18 protein-coding genes are annotated in these 15,889 nt (G+C 40.6%); 3 read left to right on the top strand and 15 right to left on the bottom strand.

What is annotated here, in order from left to right:
- Positions 1 to 30: 30 nt before the first annotated feature.
- The 4 genes from dinB to M4974_RS05460 form a co-directional block, all read right to left on the bottom strand.
- The gene (gene dinB / locus M4974_RS05475; RefSeq protein WP_248706472.1) at positions 31 to 1,122 is read right to left on the bottom strand and encodes a DNA polymerase IV; all 1,092 of its coding nucleotides are present in this window, start codon (positions 1,120 to 1,122) and stop codon (positions 31 to 33) included.
- 53 nt (positions 1,123 to 1,175) lie between these two features.
- Positions 1,176 to 1,535 (bottom strand): 50S ribosomal protein L19, encoded by a 360-nt coding sequence (rplS, locus tag M4974_RS05470; protein ID WP_089938692.1) that lies wholly within the window; start codon positions 1,533 to 1,535, stop codon positions 1,176 to 1,178.
- A 114-nt stretch (positions 1,536 to 1,649) separates the two neighbouring features.
- The gene (locus M4974_RS05465) at positions 1,650 to 3,356 is read right to left on the bottom strand and encodes a phospho-sugar mutase (protein WP_248706471.1); all 1,707 of its coding nucleotides are present in this window, start codon (positions 3,354 to 3,356) and stop codon (positions 1,650 to 1,652) included.
- Between the two features lie 71 nt (positions 3,357 to 3,427).
- Positions 3,428 to 4,003 carry a uracil-DNA glycosylase family protein gene (locus M4974_RS05460; RefSeq protein ID WP_248706470.1) on the bottom strand — a complete coding sequence of 192 codons (576 nt, stop codon included), beginning with the start codon at positions 4,001 to 4,003 and terminating at the stop codon, positions 3,428 to 3,430.
- A 271-nt stretch (positions 4,004 to 4,274) separates the two neighbouring features.
- On the opposite strand from M4974_RS05460, the gene M4974_RS05455 reads away from it, so the two are divergent.
- Genes M4974_RS05455 through M4974_RS05445 form a run of 3 tightly spaced genes read left to right on the top strand, consistent with a single transcriptional unit; the run spans position 4,275 to position 6,451 of the window.
- Positions 4,275 to 5,291: a zinc-dependent alcohol dehydrogenase family protein gene (locus M4974_RS05455; protein ID WP_248706469.1), complete on the top strand. Its 1,017-nt coding sequence runs from the start codon at positions 4,275 to 4,277 to the stop codon at positions 5,289 to 5,291.
- Between the two features lie 2 nt (positions 5,292 to 5,293).
- Positions 5,294 to 6,010 carry a fructose permease gene (locus M4974_RS05450; protein WP_248706468.1) on the top strand — a complete coding sequence of 239 codons (717 nt, stop codon included), beginning with the start codon at positions 5,294 to 5,296 and terminating at the stop codon, positions 6,008 to 6,010.
- A gap of 57 nt (positions 6,011 to 6,067) precedes the next feature.
- Complete coding sequence (locus M4974_RS05445; protein ID WP_089938846.1) at positions 6,068 to 6,451, top strand: VOC family protein; 384 nt, start codon at positions 6,068 to 6,070, stop codon at positions 6,449 to 6,451.
- A gap of 51 nt (positions 6,452 to 6,502) precedes the next feature.
- On the opposite strand, the gene trxB is transcribed toward M4974_RS05445, so the two are convergent.
- From trxB to M4974_RS05390, 11 genes are all read right to left on the bottom strand, one after another.
- Positions 6,503 to 7,438 carry a thioredoxin-disulfide reductase gene (gene trxB / locus M4974_RS05440; RefSeq protein WP_248706467.1) on the bottom strand — a complete coding sequence of 312 codons (936 nt, stop codon included), beginning with the start codon at positions 7,436 to 7,438 and terminating at the stop codon, positions 6,503 to 6,505.
- 56 nt (positions 7,439 to 7,494) lie between these two features.
- Complete coding sequence (gene galU / locus M4974_RS05435; RefSeq protein ID WP_248706466.1) at positions 7,495 to 8,370, bottom strand: UTP--glucose-1-phosphate uridylyltransferase GalU; 876 nt, start codon at positions 8,368 to 8,370, stop codon at positions 7,495 to 7,497.
- A gap of 27 nt (positions 8,371 to 8,397) precedes the next feature.
- On the bottom strand, positions 8,398 to 9,408 hold the full coding sequence (locus M4974_RS05430; RefSeq protein WP_248706465.1) for an NAD(P)H-dependent glycerol-3-phosphate dehydrogenase: 1,011 nt from the start codon (positions 9,406 to 9,408) through the stop codon (positions 8,398 to 8,400).
- Complete coding sequence (gene hprK / locus M4974_RS05425) at positions 9,401 to 10,372, bottom strand: HPr(Ser) kinase/phosphatase (protein ID WP_089938677.1); 972 nt, start codon at positions 10,370 to 10,372, stop codon at positions 9,401 to 9,403. Before hprK ends, M4974_RS05430 begins: the two co-directional genes overlap by 8 nt.
- A gap of 1 nt (position 10,373) precedes the next feature.
- Entirely contained in the window at positions 10,374 to 10,730 is a 357-nt protein-coding gene (locus M4974_RS05420; RefSeq protein ID WP_248706464.1) for a phage holin family protein, read from the bottom strand.
- A gap of 128 nt (positions 10,731 to 10,858) precedes the next feature.
- Complete coding sequence (gene phoU / locus M4974_RS05415; RefSeq protein ID WP_248706463.1) at positions 10,859 to 11,533, bottom strand: phosphate signaling complex protein PhoU; 675 nt, start codon at positions 11,531 to 11,533, stop codon at positions 10,859 to 10,861.
- A gap of 23 nt (positions 11,534 to 11,556) precedes the next feature.
- Positions 11,557 to 12,321, bottom strand: a complete 765-nt coding sequence (pstB, locus tag M4974_RS05410; protein ID WP_248706462.1) for a phosphate ABC transporter ATP-binding protein PstB — start codon at positions 12,319 to 12,321, stop codon at positions 11,557 to 11,559.
- Entirely contained in the window at positions 12,318 to 13,160 is an 843-nt protein-coding gene (gene pstB, locus M4974_RS05405; RefSeq protein WP_248706461.1) for a phosphate ABC transporter ATP-binding protein PstB, read from the bottom strand. The genes pstB (M4974_RS05410) and pstB (M4974_RS05405) overlap by 4 nt, the downstream gene beginning before the upstream one ends.
- An 8-nt stretch (positions 13,161 to 13,168) precedes the next feature.
- Positions 13,169 to 14,053, bottom strand: coding sequence for a phosphate ABC transporter permease PstA (pstA, locus tag M4974_RS05400; protein WP_248706460.1), 885 nt, complete (start codon positions 14,051 to 14,053; stop codon positions 13,169 to 13,171).
- Complete coding sequence (pstC, locus tag M4974_RS05395) at positions 14,053 to 14,976, bottom strand: phosphate ABC transporter permease subunit PstC (protein ID WP_248706459.1); 924 nt, start codon at positions 14,974 to 14,976, stop codon at positions 14,053 to 14,055. The genes pstA and pstC overlap by 1 nt, the downstream gene beginning before the upstream one ends.
- An 18-nt stretch (positions 14,977 to 14,994) precedes the next feature.
- A complete protein-coding gene (locus tag M4974_RS05390; RefSeq protein ID WP_248706458.1) occupies positions 14,995 to 15,879 on the bottom strand; it encodes a phosphate ABC transporter substrate-binding protein PstS family protein in 885 nt (294 codons plus the stop codon).
- Positions 15,880 to 15,889: the final 10 nt, after the last annotated feature.

Below are 15,889 nucleotides of genomic sequence, written 5' to 3'. Positions count from 1 at the left end.
CATAACTAATAATTGACGTTGTGCTACTTATTAATCATCAAATAGGGAAAGATTAACATATGAATTACTTTGTAAATTACTAAAAGTTAACCCCAATAGACGAATTGAAAAATCATTTTCAAAACTACTATCAAATATTTCTTGGGCCCTACGGGCTAAATTACTAACATCTAGCTGCCAGGGCTCTGATAAGGTAATTGCCCGAGTAATGGTTTGGTAAGAATCAGCCCGCATTTTAATGTTTAAGGTTCGTCCAACCATTTTTTTAGCCTGCATATTATCAACAACCCGTTTCGCTAAAGACTGAAATTCAATGCTTACTTCAGCCCTAGTACGCAGGGGGCTGTCAAAGGTTGCTTCCTTACCAATTGAATGACGTTGTCGCTGCCAATCAACTTGACCAAAATGGACCCCACGAGCTTGCCAATAAAGGTGTTCTCCCATTTTACCAAAATCAGCCCGTAACTGATCCTGGGATAATTGCCGGAGGTCCAGCCCATTATGAATATTCATCGCTAACAGTTTACGTAATGTTTGCTTACCAACACCACGAAAATTTTCAATTGGTAAACAAGCCATAAAACTTTGTGCATCTTGATGATCAATCAGCGTAACGCCATTAGGTTTATTATATTCAGAACCTAATTTTGCCAATAACTTATTATACGAAATACCAATCGAACTCGTTAATTTAGTTTCTTTTAAAATCGCATGTCGAATTTTAGCCGCCAAGGTAGCGCCACTCAAAGCATGATTTGTTAAATCCAGATAAGCTTCATCTAGGGCAACTGCTTCAACTTTATCGGTATAGGCATGAAAAATAGCATGAATTTGACGTGAATTTTGGCGATATTTATCAAAATTAGGCGGTAAAAAAACCGCCTGTGGTGCCAAACGTATAGCTTCTACCGTACTCATTGCCGAGTGTACGCCTAGTTCTCGAGCCAAATAATTAGCCGTAGCTACGACCCCATGCCCATGTGATTGTTGCGGATCACGACCGACAATCAACGGTACTTTTTTCAAACGGGGATTATCGCGCATTTCAATTTGAGCATAGAAAGCATCCAGATCAACATGCAATATTTTACGTGAATCACTAGTTGTTAAAAACTCACCCATAACTATTCCTTCTAACAAATAAAAAGTCTCCACTAAGTGGAGACCCTTCATTATTAAATATCGCGACGGCGCTCTTTAATACGAGCAGCCTTACCTTGCAAGGCACGCAAGTAGTAAAGCTTAGCACGACGAACATGACCGAACCGCGTGACTTCAATCTTATCAACTCGAGGTGAGTGAAGTGGGAATGTACGTTCCACACCAACACCTGAAGAAATCTTACGAACAGTATAGGTAGCTTGAATACCAGCACCCTTACGCTTGATTACAACGCCTTCAAATAACTGAACACGTTCACGAGTTCCTTCGACGATTCGAGCATGAACTCGAACAGAGTCTCCAGCGCGGAATACTGGGATATCAGTACGTAACTGGGCTGAAGTAACATTTTCTAAAATACTATTTTGACGCATGTCGTTCTCCTGATCGCCAATCATACACTCGCCCGTAGGCTCCACGCACAGCGGATTGCCGTTAATTGTTGGCTCTTAGCCGTCTGTTATTGTAGCAAATATTCCGAAATCTGTCTAATTCTTTTTCAAAGCAACTTCCATATCATTAACAATTTCAGTTAATTTAGTTTGCGCACCAGCTGCGCTATCATCGGTAACCCCTACATAGAGTTTTAACTTAGGTTCAGTACCAGATGGTCGCAAAGCAACCCAAGAACCATCAGCCAACCAATACTTCAAAACATCAGCCTTAGGTTGTGGCAAAGTTTTAGTAGCCCCATCACGATCATACTCAGTTTGACTAGCAAAATCTTGTGTAGCTAGGACTAACTGACCACCAATGGTCTTGGGTCCTTCCTGACGGAAAGTACTCATAATTGCTGCCATTTCTTCATGACCATGTTGACCAGGGAACTCATAACTAACAGTCTTTTCTTCAAAATAACCGTAACGTTCAAAGAGTTCTTCCAGTCCATCGGCAAAGGTTTGTTGCTTAGACTTGTAATAAGCCGCTACTTCAGCAAACAAAACCAAGGCCTGAATAGCGTCTTTATCATGGGCAAAAGGCTTTACCAAATAACCAAAACTTTCTTCAAAACCAAACTGGAATTGATGTTCGCCGGTCGCTTCAAAACGATCAATCATCTCGGCAATATATTTGAAGCCAGTTAACACATCTACAGTAGTAACCCCAAAGCTTTGGGCAACCGTTGAAGCAAAACGAGATGAAACAACCGAAGTAACAATGGCGCCATTGTCAGGTAATTCTTGGCGCTGTTTCTTAGCAGTTAATAGGTAGTTAACCAAAACCGCGGCAATTTGGTTTCCAGTTAATACTTGATACTCACCATTAGCCAAACGGACAGCAGCGCCCATCCGATCAGCATCAGGATCAGTGGCAACCACTGCATCAGCACCATTTTGCTTAGCATATTCAATAGCCAAGGCTAAAGCCGCAGGATCTTCAGGATTAGGCTTTTTAACAGTTGGAAAATCACCGTCCAAAATGGCCTGTTCTTTAACAATCGTGTAGTTAGTGAAACCAGCCTGTTGTAGCGCTTTTTCGCCAATGTATTGACCAGTTCCGTGCAAAGGTGAATAAATAAACTTTAACTGTGATCCTTCGGCAGCCACTAAGGCTGGATCAACCGTAACGGTCTTCATTTCCTTTAGATAAGCATTATCAAGTTGATCATCGACAATATCCACATTAGCTTCCTTTTCATCAGTAGCAATCGTGAAAATATCTTGAATTTCAGCCCGCTTAGCAACCACAGCCGCCACAGCATCGGGCACCATTTGACCACCATCTTCACCATAAACCTTGTAACCATTATATTCCTTAGGATTATGAGAAGCCGTTACCATGACACCGGCAAAAGCCTTTAGATAACGTACTGAAAAAGAAAGTTCAGGAGTCGGACGCAAGGAGCTAAATAAATAAACATGAATTCCATGTTGTGATAAAACCCGCGCTGTTTCTTGGGCAAATTCTTGGGAATGATGACGGGAATCAAAACTAATGACGACCCCACGTTTTTTAGCCTCAGCTCCCTGATCATCAATAAAACGCGCTAGGGCTTCGGTCACTTGGCGGACCGTATAAATATTCATCCGGTTACTACCAGGACCCATCAATCCCCGCATACCGGCAGTTCCAAAGCTTAAATCTTGATAAAAAGCATCCTCTTGTTCAGCAGGCGTATAGGCTGCCAATTCCTGTGCTAAATCGACTGGCAAACTAGCTGCCTGCCATTTCTGCAGATTACTCTCCTGCGTCATTTATTATTCCTCCTAGTTATTGTTATTCTAATTAACATTTTACCAATTAAAAAAGTAACATACTAAAAAACTTAGCTTTCTTTCATAATTGCTTGCACCCTTTTTTGTAATTCAGGAATCACGTCTTGTTCAAACCATGGATTGCGTTTTAACCAAATATTATTACGCGGTGAGGGATGTACAATGGGCAGATATTTTGGCAAATAGCTTTGGTAGTTTTGGATGACATCAGTAATCCGATTCTGACGAGAAAGTCCTAAATAATAACGTTGTGCGTAAGAACCAATCAAAATTGTTAGTTGGATGTCCGGCATTTTAGCTAACATGCGGGCATGCCACTGCTCAGCAAATTCCTTGCGTGGCGGTTTATCCCCACTACTAGCTTTGCCAGGATAGTAGCAATCCATTGGTAAAACGGCAAACAAGCCCGAATGATAAAAAGTATCACAATCGACTCCTAACCATTCCCGTAAACGATCCCCACTGGCATCATTCCACATAATCCCAGTATCTTGAACCTTACGTCCTGGTGCTTGGCCAACAATTAGAATGCGCGCCGATTTATCAATCCAATAAACCGGATGCCAACCTTTTTTAGTAAATTCAGCGTTTAAGGGATCGGCCATAATTTCTCGTTCAAACAGCATATTTAACTCCTTTCCTACTATTATTAACATGTAAATCACAAAGTATCGCAACCATCACTTAGTAACATTTATTATACCTTATCAATTACCAATCAAAGTTAAAGCTTTTAGTAGCCATAATCTAGTGAAATCAAGCCTTTTTATATGTATTTTTAATAACAAAGTATTGCTTATTTTTTAAAAAATTTAAATGGCAGTTGACACACCATTGTTACCGGTTTAACATAGACGTTGCATCTTAAAACTAAGGATTTGAAAAGGAGAAGTCTTCATGGAAGCACTTGTTTTAACTGGTAAGAAGCAACTTGAAGTTCAAGATATTGCTAAGCCCGAAGTAAAGCCCAACGAGGTATTGATTCACACTGCCTTTGCTGGTATCTGTGGTACTGACCACGCCCTATATGCTGGTTTGCCTGGTTCAGCTGATGCTGTTCCACCAATCGTATTGGGCCACGAAAACTCAGGGGTTGTTAAAGAAATCGGTTCAGCCGTTACTAACGTAAAGGTTGGCGACCGTGTTACTGTTGACCCTAACATCTACTGTGGTGAATGTAAGTATTGCCACACTGCCCGTCCTGAACTTTGTGAGAACCTTTCAGCAGTTGGTGTTACACGTAACGGTGGTTTTGAAGAATTCTTCACTGCTCCAGCTTCAGTTGTTTACCCAATTCCTGACAACGTTGATTTGAAGTCAGCTGCAATTGTTGAACCAATCTCATGTGCCGTGCACGGTATCAAGTTGCTTAAGCCATCACCATACCAAAAGGCTTTGGTAATTGGTGACGGATTCATGGGTGAACTTTTCGTTCAAATCTTACAAGCTTACGGTATTCACCAAGTTGATTTGGCTGGTATCGTTGATGAAAAGTTGGCAATGAACAAGGAATTATTTGGTGCCCAGAACACTTTCAACACTGCTAAGGGTGATCAAGTACCTACTGGTGAATACGACGTTGTCATCGAAGCCGTTGGTTTGCCACAAACCCAAGAAATGGCCATCGAGTCAGCTGCTCGTGGTGGTCAAGTATTGATGTTTGGTGTTGGTGGTCCCGATGCCAAATTTGAAATGAACACCTATGAAGTCTTCCAAAAGGAGCTTACTATCCAAGGTTCATTCATCAACCCTAACGCTTTTGAAGATTCATTAGCTTTGCTTTCATCTGGTAAGCTTAACGTTAAGCCTTTGATGTCTCACGAATTGGATTACAAGCAAGTTGATGACTTTGTAAATGGCCGTCTTGGTGTTGTTTCTAAGGCTGTTGTTAAGGTTGGCGGCGAAGAGGCATAATCATGAAGAAAAGTGCCCGCACCATGTCGTGGGGTTCCTCCCTAGCTTTCTTTGCTTTTTCCCTAGTTATTAACTCAATGGGAAATGTTTTAACCATTGTTACTAGCCAAAAGATTCATCCTGCTTTTCTAGGATCAGCCTACTGGACTGCCGCCCAAAACGGTTGGAATGTTTCTTTCCTAGGCGGTAAGCCTGGCACCCTATCGATTGTCTTCTTCGTAGTTGGTATGTTGGTTGCAATCTTAAACATGGTGTTAGAGCGTCGGCTAGATTGGAAACGGTTCCTGGGAAACTTAGCTTTCATGGTGCCTTTTTCAGCTTTGATTAGTATCTTTGCCACTGCATTTGCCAATATTTTACCCGAGGCCCATGGTTGGGGTATGGACATCTTATATGTTCTCCTTAACTTTACAGGGGTAGCCCTCATTGCGATTGCTATTTCTATCTACCAACGTGTTAATATTGTTCTCCATCCTGCTGATGATTTAATGCAGATTTTACGTTTTAAATATTTCAATGGAAATGCCGGAATTGCCATGTGGGTTTCTTACATTCCACCAACCATTATCGGTATCATTGCTTTGATTGTTTATCCAGACTTTAGTAATTATGGACTAGGTACCATTTTTGCATTCTTATTGCAGGGAAATATCACTGGTTGGGCAGATAAGAGCATCTTCCCTAAGTTAAAGCACCAAGCAATTTCCGTTGAAAATTAATTTAGGTATTTGAAAGGAGTATGTAGTTAATGATAAATTGGCTACATGATTGATAATATGGCTTTTACAGATTATTTTGATGATGTTCAACACATTGGAATTCCAACCAAAGATTTAAAGCAAGCGGAAGCCTTTTGGCAATCACTTGGCTTTGAAAAAACAGGTGATTTCCCAGTGGGTAAGGTGATTTTCATGAAGCGTAATCACCTTGTAATTGAAACTTGGCAGGCTGATGAAGTCGCTGGTAAAGCCGGTGCTATCAACCACATTTCAATGAATACTACTGACGCTGATGCTGCTTTTAAGGCCGCTAAGGCAGAAGGTTTTGATTTAATCGATTCAGAAGTTCAACATTTACCATTCTGGGATAAAGGCATTAAGTTTTTCAATGTCCAAGGTCCTGATGGCGTTATCGTAGAATTTTGCGAAATCGTTAAATAAATCTTCAGTAAAAAAGCAGTTGCCATCTGGCAACTGCTTTTTTTATTATCATTAATCATTTAACTGACTAACATATTCATAGACTGCTTGTCCGGCAATTCCGCCATCACCAACCGCTGTTGTAATTTGACGCAGGGTCTTTTGACGTACATCCCCGATAGCATAAATACCGGGAATCTTAGTAGCCATCTGCTCATCAGTCGGAATCCAACCGTGTTGATCAACAATATCTAAGTTAAGAAATGCTTGAGTATTAGGCTTTAAGCCAATGTAAATAAAGACCCCAGCAAAAGACATGGTACTCAAAGCCTGAGTTTGATTGTTAATTAAGGACAAACTTTGAACTTCCTGTTCATCCCCTTCAATCGCCTGTACTTCAGTATGCCAGAGAAACTTAATTTTATCGTTCTTCTTAGCACGTTCTTGTAAAATAGGCTGTGCTTTTAATTGATCATGTCGGTGAATAATTGTAACCGAACGGGCCAAATTAGCCAAGTAAAGTCCCTCTTCCACTGCTGAATCGCCACCACCAATCACCGCAACATCTTCTCCCTTGAAAAAGGCTCCATCACAAACCGCACAGTAACTAACTCCCTTGCCCTGATAAGCTTCTTCACCAGGGACACCGAGATGCGTATGTTCTGATCCGGTTGCAATGATAACTGCTTTAGCTTCTAAATCCCCCATATCAGTCCGGACTAATTTACGGTTGTGATCAAGCAATTCGATGCCGGTTACTCGGCCAAAAGTATATTCAGCCCCAAATTGTGTTGAGGAGGCATACATTTTTTCAGCTAAATCAGGACCCATGATACTATCAAAACCAGGGTAGTTTTCTACCTCAGCGGTATTGTTCATTTGTCCCCCATAAATCCCCTGATCAATCATTGCCACAGATAGCTCAGCACGGGAGGCATAGGTGGCAGCCGTCATACCACCAGGGCCGGCACCAATAATTACTACGTCATATTGTTTTATTTCCGTCATATTTCACTCCACCTATCAAAAAAAGAGGTTTGCACTTACCTCCTCTTTCATCTCAATTACAATTTAGCTGCTAGTTCCTTAATATAGGCTCGCAACTGGTCTTTAGTTTGTGGATGCTTTAAGCCAAACTCAATATTAGTTTCCAAGAAACCAATCTTTGAGCCAATATCATAACGCTCTCCCTTAAATTCGTGAGCATAAACGTGCTGACGGTCATTAAGAGAATCAATGGCATCAGTCAACTGGACTTCTCCACCCTTACCAGGTTTAGTCTTCTCAAGTTCTTCAAAGATTTCTGGCGTAAGGAGATAACGACCAATAATAGCCAAATCAGAAGGGGCATCTTCGGGACGGGGCTTTTCAACAAAGCTCTTTACCCGGTAAAGGCCATCATCTGTTACCCGTGTCGCCGGATCAATCACCCCATATTCAGAAACTTGAGAATGAGGCACCTCCATAACGGCCAACGTTGATTCGCCAGTTTGGTTATAACGATCAATCAATTGCTTGGTCAAAGGCACATCATCTTGCATTAAATCATCACCCAACAAAACCACAAAGGGTTCATCACCAATAAAGTCTTTAGCAGTTAAAACTGCATCCCCTAGTCCCTTAGGATGGGACTGACGAATGAAATACATATTAATGTCAGTCGTTTCTTCAACTACTTTTAGAAGTTCTAATTTGTTTTTTTGTTTTAAATTATCTTCCAATTCTGGATTGGAGTCAAAATGATCCTCAATTGACCGCTTAGATTTCCCATCAACCACGACAATATCTTCTATTCCAGAAGCGATTGCTTCCCGAACAATATATTCAATCGTTGGTGTATCAACGATTGGGAGCATTTCCTTTGCCAAGGCCTTAGTTGCTGGTAAAAAACGAGTTCCCAAGCCGGCAGCCGGAATAATTGCTTTACGCACTGGTTTCATAATGTATCCTACTTTCTCACCTGTATGTTAATTTTCACTTTTTAGCGGCCGAGTCATCAAAGCTTCAATTTCAGCCCTAATATCAGCTTGCTGATAGAGCACTTGATAAATGGCCTGGGTAATTGGTATTTCAAGGTCAAGCTGTTGGGCATACTCAAAAACAGCTTTAGTTGTATTAACCCCTTCAATTACCATTCCCATCTGGGCTTGGACTTCTGGTAAAGATTGTCCTTGTCCCAAGGCAAAGCCGGCCCGATAATTCCGTGAATTAGCCGACATACCGGTCACAATTAAGTCACCAATACCAGCCAGTCCCAGAAATGTTTCTGCCTGAGCGCCCATTGCCACACCAATGCGGCGTAATTCCGCTAAACCACGTGTTAGCAAAGCCGCTTGGGCATTTACGCCATATCCCAGGCCAACTAACATGCCTGAGCCAATCGCAATAATATTTTTTAAGGCCCCACCTAATTCGGACCCTAATAAATCTTGATTAGTATATGGTCGAAAGGTTGGGCTAGCTAATACCGCTTGGATAGCTTGCGCAGCTTTAAGGTCTGGACTAGCCACTGAAACCGCAGTTAAATCATTTTTCACCACATCTTCAGCGTGGGAAGGCCCAGATATAGCTGCAATAGCAGTATAAGTCTTTGCCTCCATTTCCTCAAGCAACATTTCAGAAATTCGCTTGTGACTCCCCTCTTCTAATCCCTTGGTAGCATGCACGACAATGGCAGAATGCTGTAAATTTAATAACACTTTATTTAATTTTTGAGCGACTTCACGAATACCCTTAGTTGGTACAACCACTAAAATAATATCAGCTCCATCTATGGCAACGGTCAAATCAGCCGTTGCCTGCAACCCCTGATAAAGTTGGGTGCCAGGTAAATAATCAGCATTAGTATGAGTTTGGTTAATTTCTTCAACTTGCTCAGCCCGGTGTGACCATAAGACCGTTGAAAAGCCATTACTGGCAATTCGATTGGCCAGTGCAGTTCCCCATGAACCAGCCCCTAAGACAGCAATTTTAGTCATTGTTTTCTTGCTTTTCCTTTGCATCAATTTTTTCATTCTTACTAATTTCAGCTGTCATTCGCTTTTCCAAAGTCTCTAGCGCATCAAAGCCCATATTAGTGGTCCTAAACTTAACCGCCGCTGCATCAATAACACTCGCTGTGTTACGACCAGGAGTCACCGGTACAACCATACGCTTTAATTTAACACCTAAAATTTCTAGGGAATCATTTTCATTACCTAAACGGTCAAAATTTTCTTCACCAATACGTCCATTCGATAAATGGATGTTAATCATAATCGAAGCATGGGAACGTACAGAAACAGCTCCATACACCTGTTGCACATCAATGATACCAACCCCACGAACTTCCATCATGTTTCGCAAAACTTCGCTTGGTTCCCCAATTAAACGTTCTTCATCTTCTTGATGAATATCAACCCGATCATCAGCTACCAAACGAGCTTTTCCCTGCTGAATCAGTTCCAAAGCGGCCTCTGTTTTGCCAATTCCAGCATCCCCAGTAATTAAAACACCCATTCCGTGGACATCAATTAATACCCCATGAACGCTTTCCCGTGGGGCCAACTGATCTCCTAGATAATAGGTCATATTAGATAAAATCCGCGAAGAAGTTAACGAGGTAGTTAAAATCGGAATATGCGCCTCACTAGCGGCCTGCTTTAACTCATCACTGATTGGTAAGTTAGTTGAAACCACAAAAACCGGTGTCTTCGCATTAGCCATCTTCCGATAAACCATTAATAATTCATCATGTTGCATTCGTGTTGAAAATGAGGTTTCTGTAATTCCTAATAACTGAACTCGCTCAGGAGCATAGTAATTAAAATACCCAGTCATTTCCAATCCTGGTCGGCTAATATCAGAAGTCGTAATTGGTCGATCCAAATATTCTTTTCCCGCAACAATCTTCAAACGGGTATTATTAACTAATTCTCTAACGGTCACTGAATTTTGTGCCATCTTAATATCTCTCAATCTTTAACTTACTTCGGTCATTAAAAATAAAATTAACACCGGCTAAAATAATTGCCACTAACATTGCCCAACCAAAATTAGTAAATGCAAATCCATTTAACAGATGAGCTGTTATCTCTAGCAAAATTGTATTAATCACGATTGTAAATAGTCCAAAAGTGAGCACTAAAATTGGTAAAGATAAAACAAATAAAATTGGTTTAAGGATAATGTTTAAAGTAGCTAATAATATAGCAGCTACTAAGGCTGTCAGCATGTCGGCTAGTTGAAAACCAACTGGAAAGAGCATCGAACAGGCTAAAAAAACAGCCATATTAATAATTACATTAGTAATAAAACGCATCTTACCTCCGGATATAAACAGGTCGAAACTTTTTAGCTATGACCCGTTGATATTACTATTATAGCAAATTCAGTCAAGTCACGAAAATAAGCCCATAAATAAAAAAAGCCCCCGAAGGGCACTTTAGACTAAATAAAGTAGTTATAACCAGGATTTAATTCAATAATTTTTCCAGTCCGCTTATAAACAATCCATTCAGCAATATCGGTCGTATAATCGCCAATACGCTTAATATATCCAGCGATAACCAAATAATCGGCCGCTGAATCAACTAATTGAGCATCTTCTTTCATGGCATTGACTGAATCAGTTCGCACTTGAGCAGCATTATTCGATAACTCATGGTTTTTAGCAGCAATTGTTTCAGCCCCTAAGGCCTCGTTTTGAACGTAATAAGACATCACTTCAGAAACCATTTGAGCGACTAACTCACCCATTTCACCTAGTTGCTCTTCAACCTTTTTAATGTGCTTGGTACCCTTCACTCGAATTGTTGAAGTCGCAATATTCCGAGCTTGATCACCCATCCGTTCCAGAACTGAAACTGCTTTTAAGATAGTAACAATTTCACGCAAGTCAGTTGTAACCGGTTGGTAAAGTGCAATCATTTCAAATGACTTTTTTTCAATAGCAGCTTCGCGCTCATTGATTTTAAAATCATTATTAATAATTTTGTGAGCCCCTTCACGGTCGTGATTAATAAAGGATTGTACCGCAGCCTGGATTGTCTTAGCGGTAATTTCACCCATTTCTGTAAAAGAACTATCTAAATCAGCTAACTCTTCATCAAATAAACGTCGCATTCTATTACCTCTCTGTTGTTAGATTATCCAAAACGTCCACTAATATAATCTTGGGTCTTCTTTTGACTCGGATCCAAGAAAATCTTACGTGTATCATCAACTTCAATTAAATCACCATCCAAAAAGAAAGCCGTTCGATCTGAGATTCGCGATGCCTGTGACATAGAATGCGTCACAATAATCATGGCATATTGATCACGCAAATTCATCAAAGTTTCTTCGATATTGTGACTAGAAACCGGGTCCAAAGCCGAGGTTGGTTCATCTAATAGTAACAATTCTGGGGAAGTAGCCAAAACACGGGCAATAGAAACACGTTGTTGTTGACCACCCGATAGTCCCAAAGCCGACTTATTAAGCGAATCTTTAACTTCTTTCCAAATGGAAGCGGCCTTTAATGACTTTTCTACGGCCTCATCCAAAGTCTGGCGATCTCGTACACCAGCTAGTCTTAAGCCAAAGACAACATTGTCATAAATTGAAAATGGAAAGGGATTAGGTTGTTGAAAAACCATCCCAATTTTCTTGCGCAATTCCACGGTGTCCGTAGTTGGCGCATAAATATCACTACCATCAAAAGTAAAGGAGCCAGTTACCGTTACATTATCTTCTAAATCATGCATCCGATTCAGCGCCCGCAAATAAGTCGACTTACCAGAACCAGACGGTCCAATTAAGGCTGTAATTCCTTTTTGAGGAAAGTCTAAGTCAATTCCATGCAAGGCTTCCTTTTGTCCATACCAAAGCCGTACATCACGCGTTATTAAAATATTATCTTGATTTTTCATCCAAAATTACCTGATATATAGTCATTTGTCAACGCTACTTTAGGACGGGTAAAGATCTTACGAGTTAAATCATATTCAATTGCACGGCCCATATGGAAGAACGCAGTATAATCACTAATTCGAGCCGCTTGCTGCATATTATGCGTCACAATAATAATTGTGTAATCTTTTTTCAACTCTAACAGTGTATCTTCAACTTGAGCAGAAGAAATTGGATCTAAAGCACTCGAAGGCTCGTCCAACAGTAAAATATCGGGCTTCAAGGCTAAAGCACGAGCAATTACCAGACGCTGTGCTTGTCCCCCAGAAAGAGCTAGGGCCGATTTATTTAACTCATCTTTAACCTGGTCCCACAAAGCCGCTTGTTTCAAGCTAGTCTCAACAATTTCATCCAACTGTTCCTTGGTATAACGGCCACGTTGAGTTAAGGCAAAAGTGATATTGTCATAAATTGACTTAGCAAATGGATTTGGCCTTTGAAAGACCATACCAATATGACGGCGCATTTCGTAGACATCAATGTCAGCCGAATTAATGTCTAATCCGCGGTACATAATCTTACCACTAACTGTAGCAACATCATCGTTCATTCGATTTAATGAACGTAGAAAAGTTGATTTTCCAGAACCTGAAGCCCCAATCAAACTAGTAATTTTATAACGCTCAAAACTTAAATCACCTTCGCTCAGCGCCAGCTTATCCCCATAACGTACCTGGAGACCTTTGGTGGCGATTGCCACTTCATGTTTACCAGAATTCATATCATAGATATAACGTTCCGGGGCTTCGTCAACAATAAACTCACTTAACGGTTTTAAATCAATATTAGGATTTGTCATGTATTACCTCAAGAGCTGGTTAGCTTTTTAAAGAGCTTCATACCAAGTTTACGGGCACTAAAATTAAAAATAAGAACAACAATAATTAGGACAGCTGAAGCACCAGCCGAAACTAAATTCAAATCCGGCATGATTCCTTCCGAATTAATTTTCCAAATATGAACTGCTAATGTTTCCGCCGGACGCATTGGACTTAATGGACTGGAGATATTGAAAGGATTCCAATCCATAAAGTTCAAAGCTGGTGCCGATTGCCCCGCGGTAAAAATCAAAGCGGCTGCTTCACCAAATACCCGGCCCGCTGATAAGACAACTCCAGTTACAATTGAGGGAACTGCGGCTGGCAAAACAACATGTAAAACCGTTTCCCAGCGGGACAACCCTAAAGCAGCCCCCGCCTCCCGTTGCAAATAGGGAATTTGAGCCAAACTAGTCTCAATGGAACGAGTTAATAGTGGCAAATTAAAAATACTTAAGGCAATCGCCCCAGATAAAATTGAAAAGCCAAACTTAAACTGAACAACGAAAAGTAAAAAGCCAAACAGACCAACAACTACAGAAGGTAGTGAACTTAAAATTTCAATCGCAGTTCGAATAATATTAGTCCAAACTGATTTCTTCGCATACTCATTTAAATAAATGGCCGCACCCAAAGCAATTGGAAAACTAATAACCATAGCCAAAACTAATAGATAAAAGGAATTGAACAATTGGATGCCAATTCCTCCACCAGCTTCAAAGGAAAGCGCCGGTGAAGTTAAAAAGTGCCAAGAAAGATGAGGTAGTCCTTGTACCAAGATAAATCCAAGCATGGAGAATAAAACCAAAGCCACCATACCGGCAATAACATAAATAACCGTAGTAGCAATTTTATCAGCTAATTTAGCGTTCATTATTTCAACTCCCCTTTGCTACCAATCATGCGGATAATTAAATTAAAGACCAATGACATAAGTAACAAAATCATAGCTAATGTCCATAACACATTATTTTGCAAAGAGCCCATCACCGTATTACCAATTCCCATCGTCAACACCGATGTCAAAGTTGAGGCTGGGGTAGTCAATCCCGTAGGCATTAATGCTGCATTTCCGATAACCATTTGAACCGCCAAAGCCTCTCCAAAGGCTCGCGCCATACCAAATACCACAGCAGTTAAAATACCAGGAGTGGCGGCACGGAGGATTACCTTATAAATCATCTGCCACCGAGTCGCACCAATGGCCAACGCCGATTCACGATAATGACGTGGTACCGATTTCAAGGTATCGACGGTCATTGAAGTAACTGTGGGTAAAATCATCACAAACAAAACAATCGTTCCTGACAAAATACCAAATCCCGATCCACCAACAACGCCCCGCATAAAGGGTACAATTACCGTTAAACCAATGAATCCATATACAACCGAAGGAATACCAACTAGCAATTCCACGATAGGTTGCATAATTTTAGCCCCACGTTTTTTAGCGATTTCAGTCATAAACAAAGCAGTACCAATCGCAAATGGAGTCGCCACTATTGCTGATAAAAAGGTAACTAGAAAAGACCCCATAATCATCGGTAAGGCACCCACGAAAGGTTGATGAGTTTTTGGATTAACCACGGATGGATTCCAAGTTGTACCAAACAAAAAATCAGTAACTGATACCTTATTAGCAATAAAGGTATTTAAGCCACGACTTAACACAAAAGCAAAAATTAAAGCTACCACTAAAACAATAAAAGTTAGCGCAGTCCAACTCAGTGTACGACCGAAACGATCCTTACGAGTTGACTCAGACTGTCTCTTGATTTTTTCTGTAATACTATCCATAATCTTCTCCCACCCGACTTAGGAATTGGCTGTTATCTGTCCGTCCATACTACGTTTAATATCCATATCATGGATTGAAATATAACCCAACTTTGGTACTAATTTAGATTGAACTTGATGGGACATAAGATAATCAAGAAATCCTTGTACAGCCTGATTAGGCTTACCTTTGGTATAAATATGTTCGTAAGACCAGATTGGATAAGTACCATTTTTAACATTTTCATCTTTGGCAGCAACACCATTGATCGCCGGACTAGTAACACTGCTATTACCATAGGCAAAAGCTACATAAGAAATTGCGCCCGGAGTACTAGAAACAATTGAACGAACCATTCCAGAAGAATCTTGCTCTTGTGCTTCTAAACTCTTAGCCCCGTCTAATCCCCACTTTTCAAAGGCTGCACGAGTACCAGAACCAGCGGCGCGATTGATCACAACAATTTCTTGATCCGGACCGTTTAATTCTTTCCAATTAGTTACTTTTCCAGTAAAAATATCTTGTAACTGTTTGGAAGTTAAATCATGAATATTAAGTCCTTTATTTAAGATCGGGGTAATCCCGACTACAGCAACTTGATGATCAACTAGATCCTGAGCCTTAATTCCTTTTTTCTCTGCAGCAAAAAGGTCAGAATTACCTAAATCAACTGCTCCTTGAGCAACTTGGCTAAGACCTGTTCCTGTTCCTCCTCCTTGAACGTTTACAAAAACACCAGCATTATCTCTGGCATAATCTTCTCCGGCTGCTTCAACCAAGGGTTGAAGAGCTGTTGAACCAACGGCTGTAATTGAAACACTTGAGGAAGTTTTATCTCGCGTTAGGTAAGCTGTTCCAATTAGCAATGCTAATACAACTAAAATACCAGCAAAGATTGTTCTTCCACGGTGCATTTTTGGCATGAAACCATCC

Source organism: Convivina praedatoris (assembly GCF_933208495.1).
GTDB classification, from domain to species: Bacteria; Bacillota; Bacilli; order Lactobacillales; family Lactobacillaceae; genus Convivina; species Convivina praedatoris.
The sequence above is the reverse complement of the archived record's forward strand: the minus strand, read 5'-3'. Positions and strand labels throughout refer to the sequence as shown.

Bases quoted from the DNA above. Each gene is read 5' to 3' on its own strand.
- dinB (WP_248706472.1), bottom strand. From the start codon at position 1,122: ATGGGTGAGTTTTTAACAACTAGTGATTCACGTAAAATATTGCATGTT.
- rplS (WP_089938692.1), bottom strand. From the start codon at position 1,535: ATGCGTCAAAATAGTATTTTAGAAAATGTTACTTCAGCCCAGTTACGT.
- M4974_RS05465 (WP_248706471.1), bottom strand. From the start codon at position 3,356: ATGACGCAGGAGAGTAATCTGCAGAAATGGCAGGCAGCTAGTTTGCCA.
- M4974_RS05460 (WP_248706470.1), bottom strand. From the start codon at position 4,003: ATGCTGTTTGAACGAGAAATTATGGCCGATCCCTTAAACGCTGAATTT.
- M4974_RS05455 (WP_248706469.1), top strand. From the start codon at position 4,275: ATGGAAGCACTTGTTTTAACTGGTAAGAAGCAACTTGAAGTTCAAGAT.
- M4974_RS05450 (WP_248706468.1), top strand. From the start codon at position 5,294: ATGAAGAAAAGTGCCCGCACCATGTCGTGGGGTTCCTCCCTAGCTTTC.
- M4974_RS05445 (WP_089938846.1), top strand. From the start codon at position 6,068: ATGGCTTTTACAGATTATTTTGATGATGTTCAACACATTGGAATTCCA.
- trxB (WP_248706467.1), bottom strand. From the start codon at position 7,438: ATGACGGAAATAAAACAATATGACGTAGTAATTATTGGTGCCGGCCCT.
- galU (WP_248706466.1), bottom strand. From the start codon at position 8,370: ATGAAACCAGTGCGTAAAGCAATTATTCCGGCTGCCGGCTTGGGAACT.
- M4974_RS05430 (WP_248706465.1), bottom strand. From the start codon at position 9,408: ATGACTAAAATTGCTGTCTTAGGGGCTGGTTCATGGGGAACTGCACTG.
- hprK (WP_089938677.1), bottom strand. From the start codon at position 10,372: ATGGCACAAAATTCAGTGACCGTTAGAGAATTAGTTAATAATACCCGT.
- M4974_RS05420 (WP_248706464.1), bottom strand. From the start codon at position 10,730: ATGCGTTTTATTACTAATGTAATTATTAATATGGCTGTTTTTTTAGCC.
- phoU (WP_248706463.1), bottom strand. From the start codon at position 11,533: ATGCGACGTTTATTTGATGAAGAGTTAGCTGATTTAGATAGTTCTTTT.
- pstB (WP_248706462.1), bottom strand. From the start codon at position 12,321: ATGAAAAATCAAGATAATATTTTAATAACGCGTGATGTACGGCTTTGG.
- pstB (WP_248706461.1), bottom strand. From the start codon at position 13,160: ATGACAAATCCTAATATTGATTTAAAACCGTTAAGTGAGTTTATTGTT.
- pstA (WP_248706460.1), bottom strand. From the start codon at position 14,053: ATGAACGCTAAATTAGCTGATAAAATTGCTACTACGGTTATTTATGTT.
- pstC (WP_248706459.1), bottom strand. From the start codon at position 14,976: ATGGATAGTATTACAGAAAAAATCAAGAGACAGTCTGAGTCAACTCGT.
- M4974_RS05390 (WP_248706458.1), bottom strand. From the start codon at position 15,879: ATGCCAAAAATGCACCGTGGAAGAACAATCTTTGCTGGTATTTTAGTT.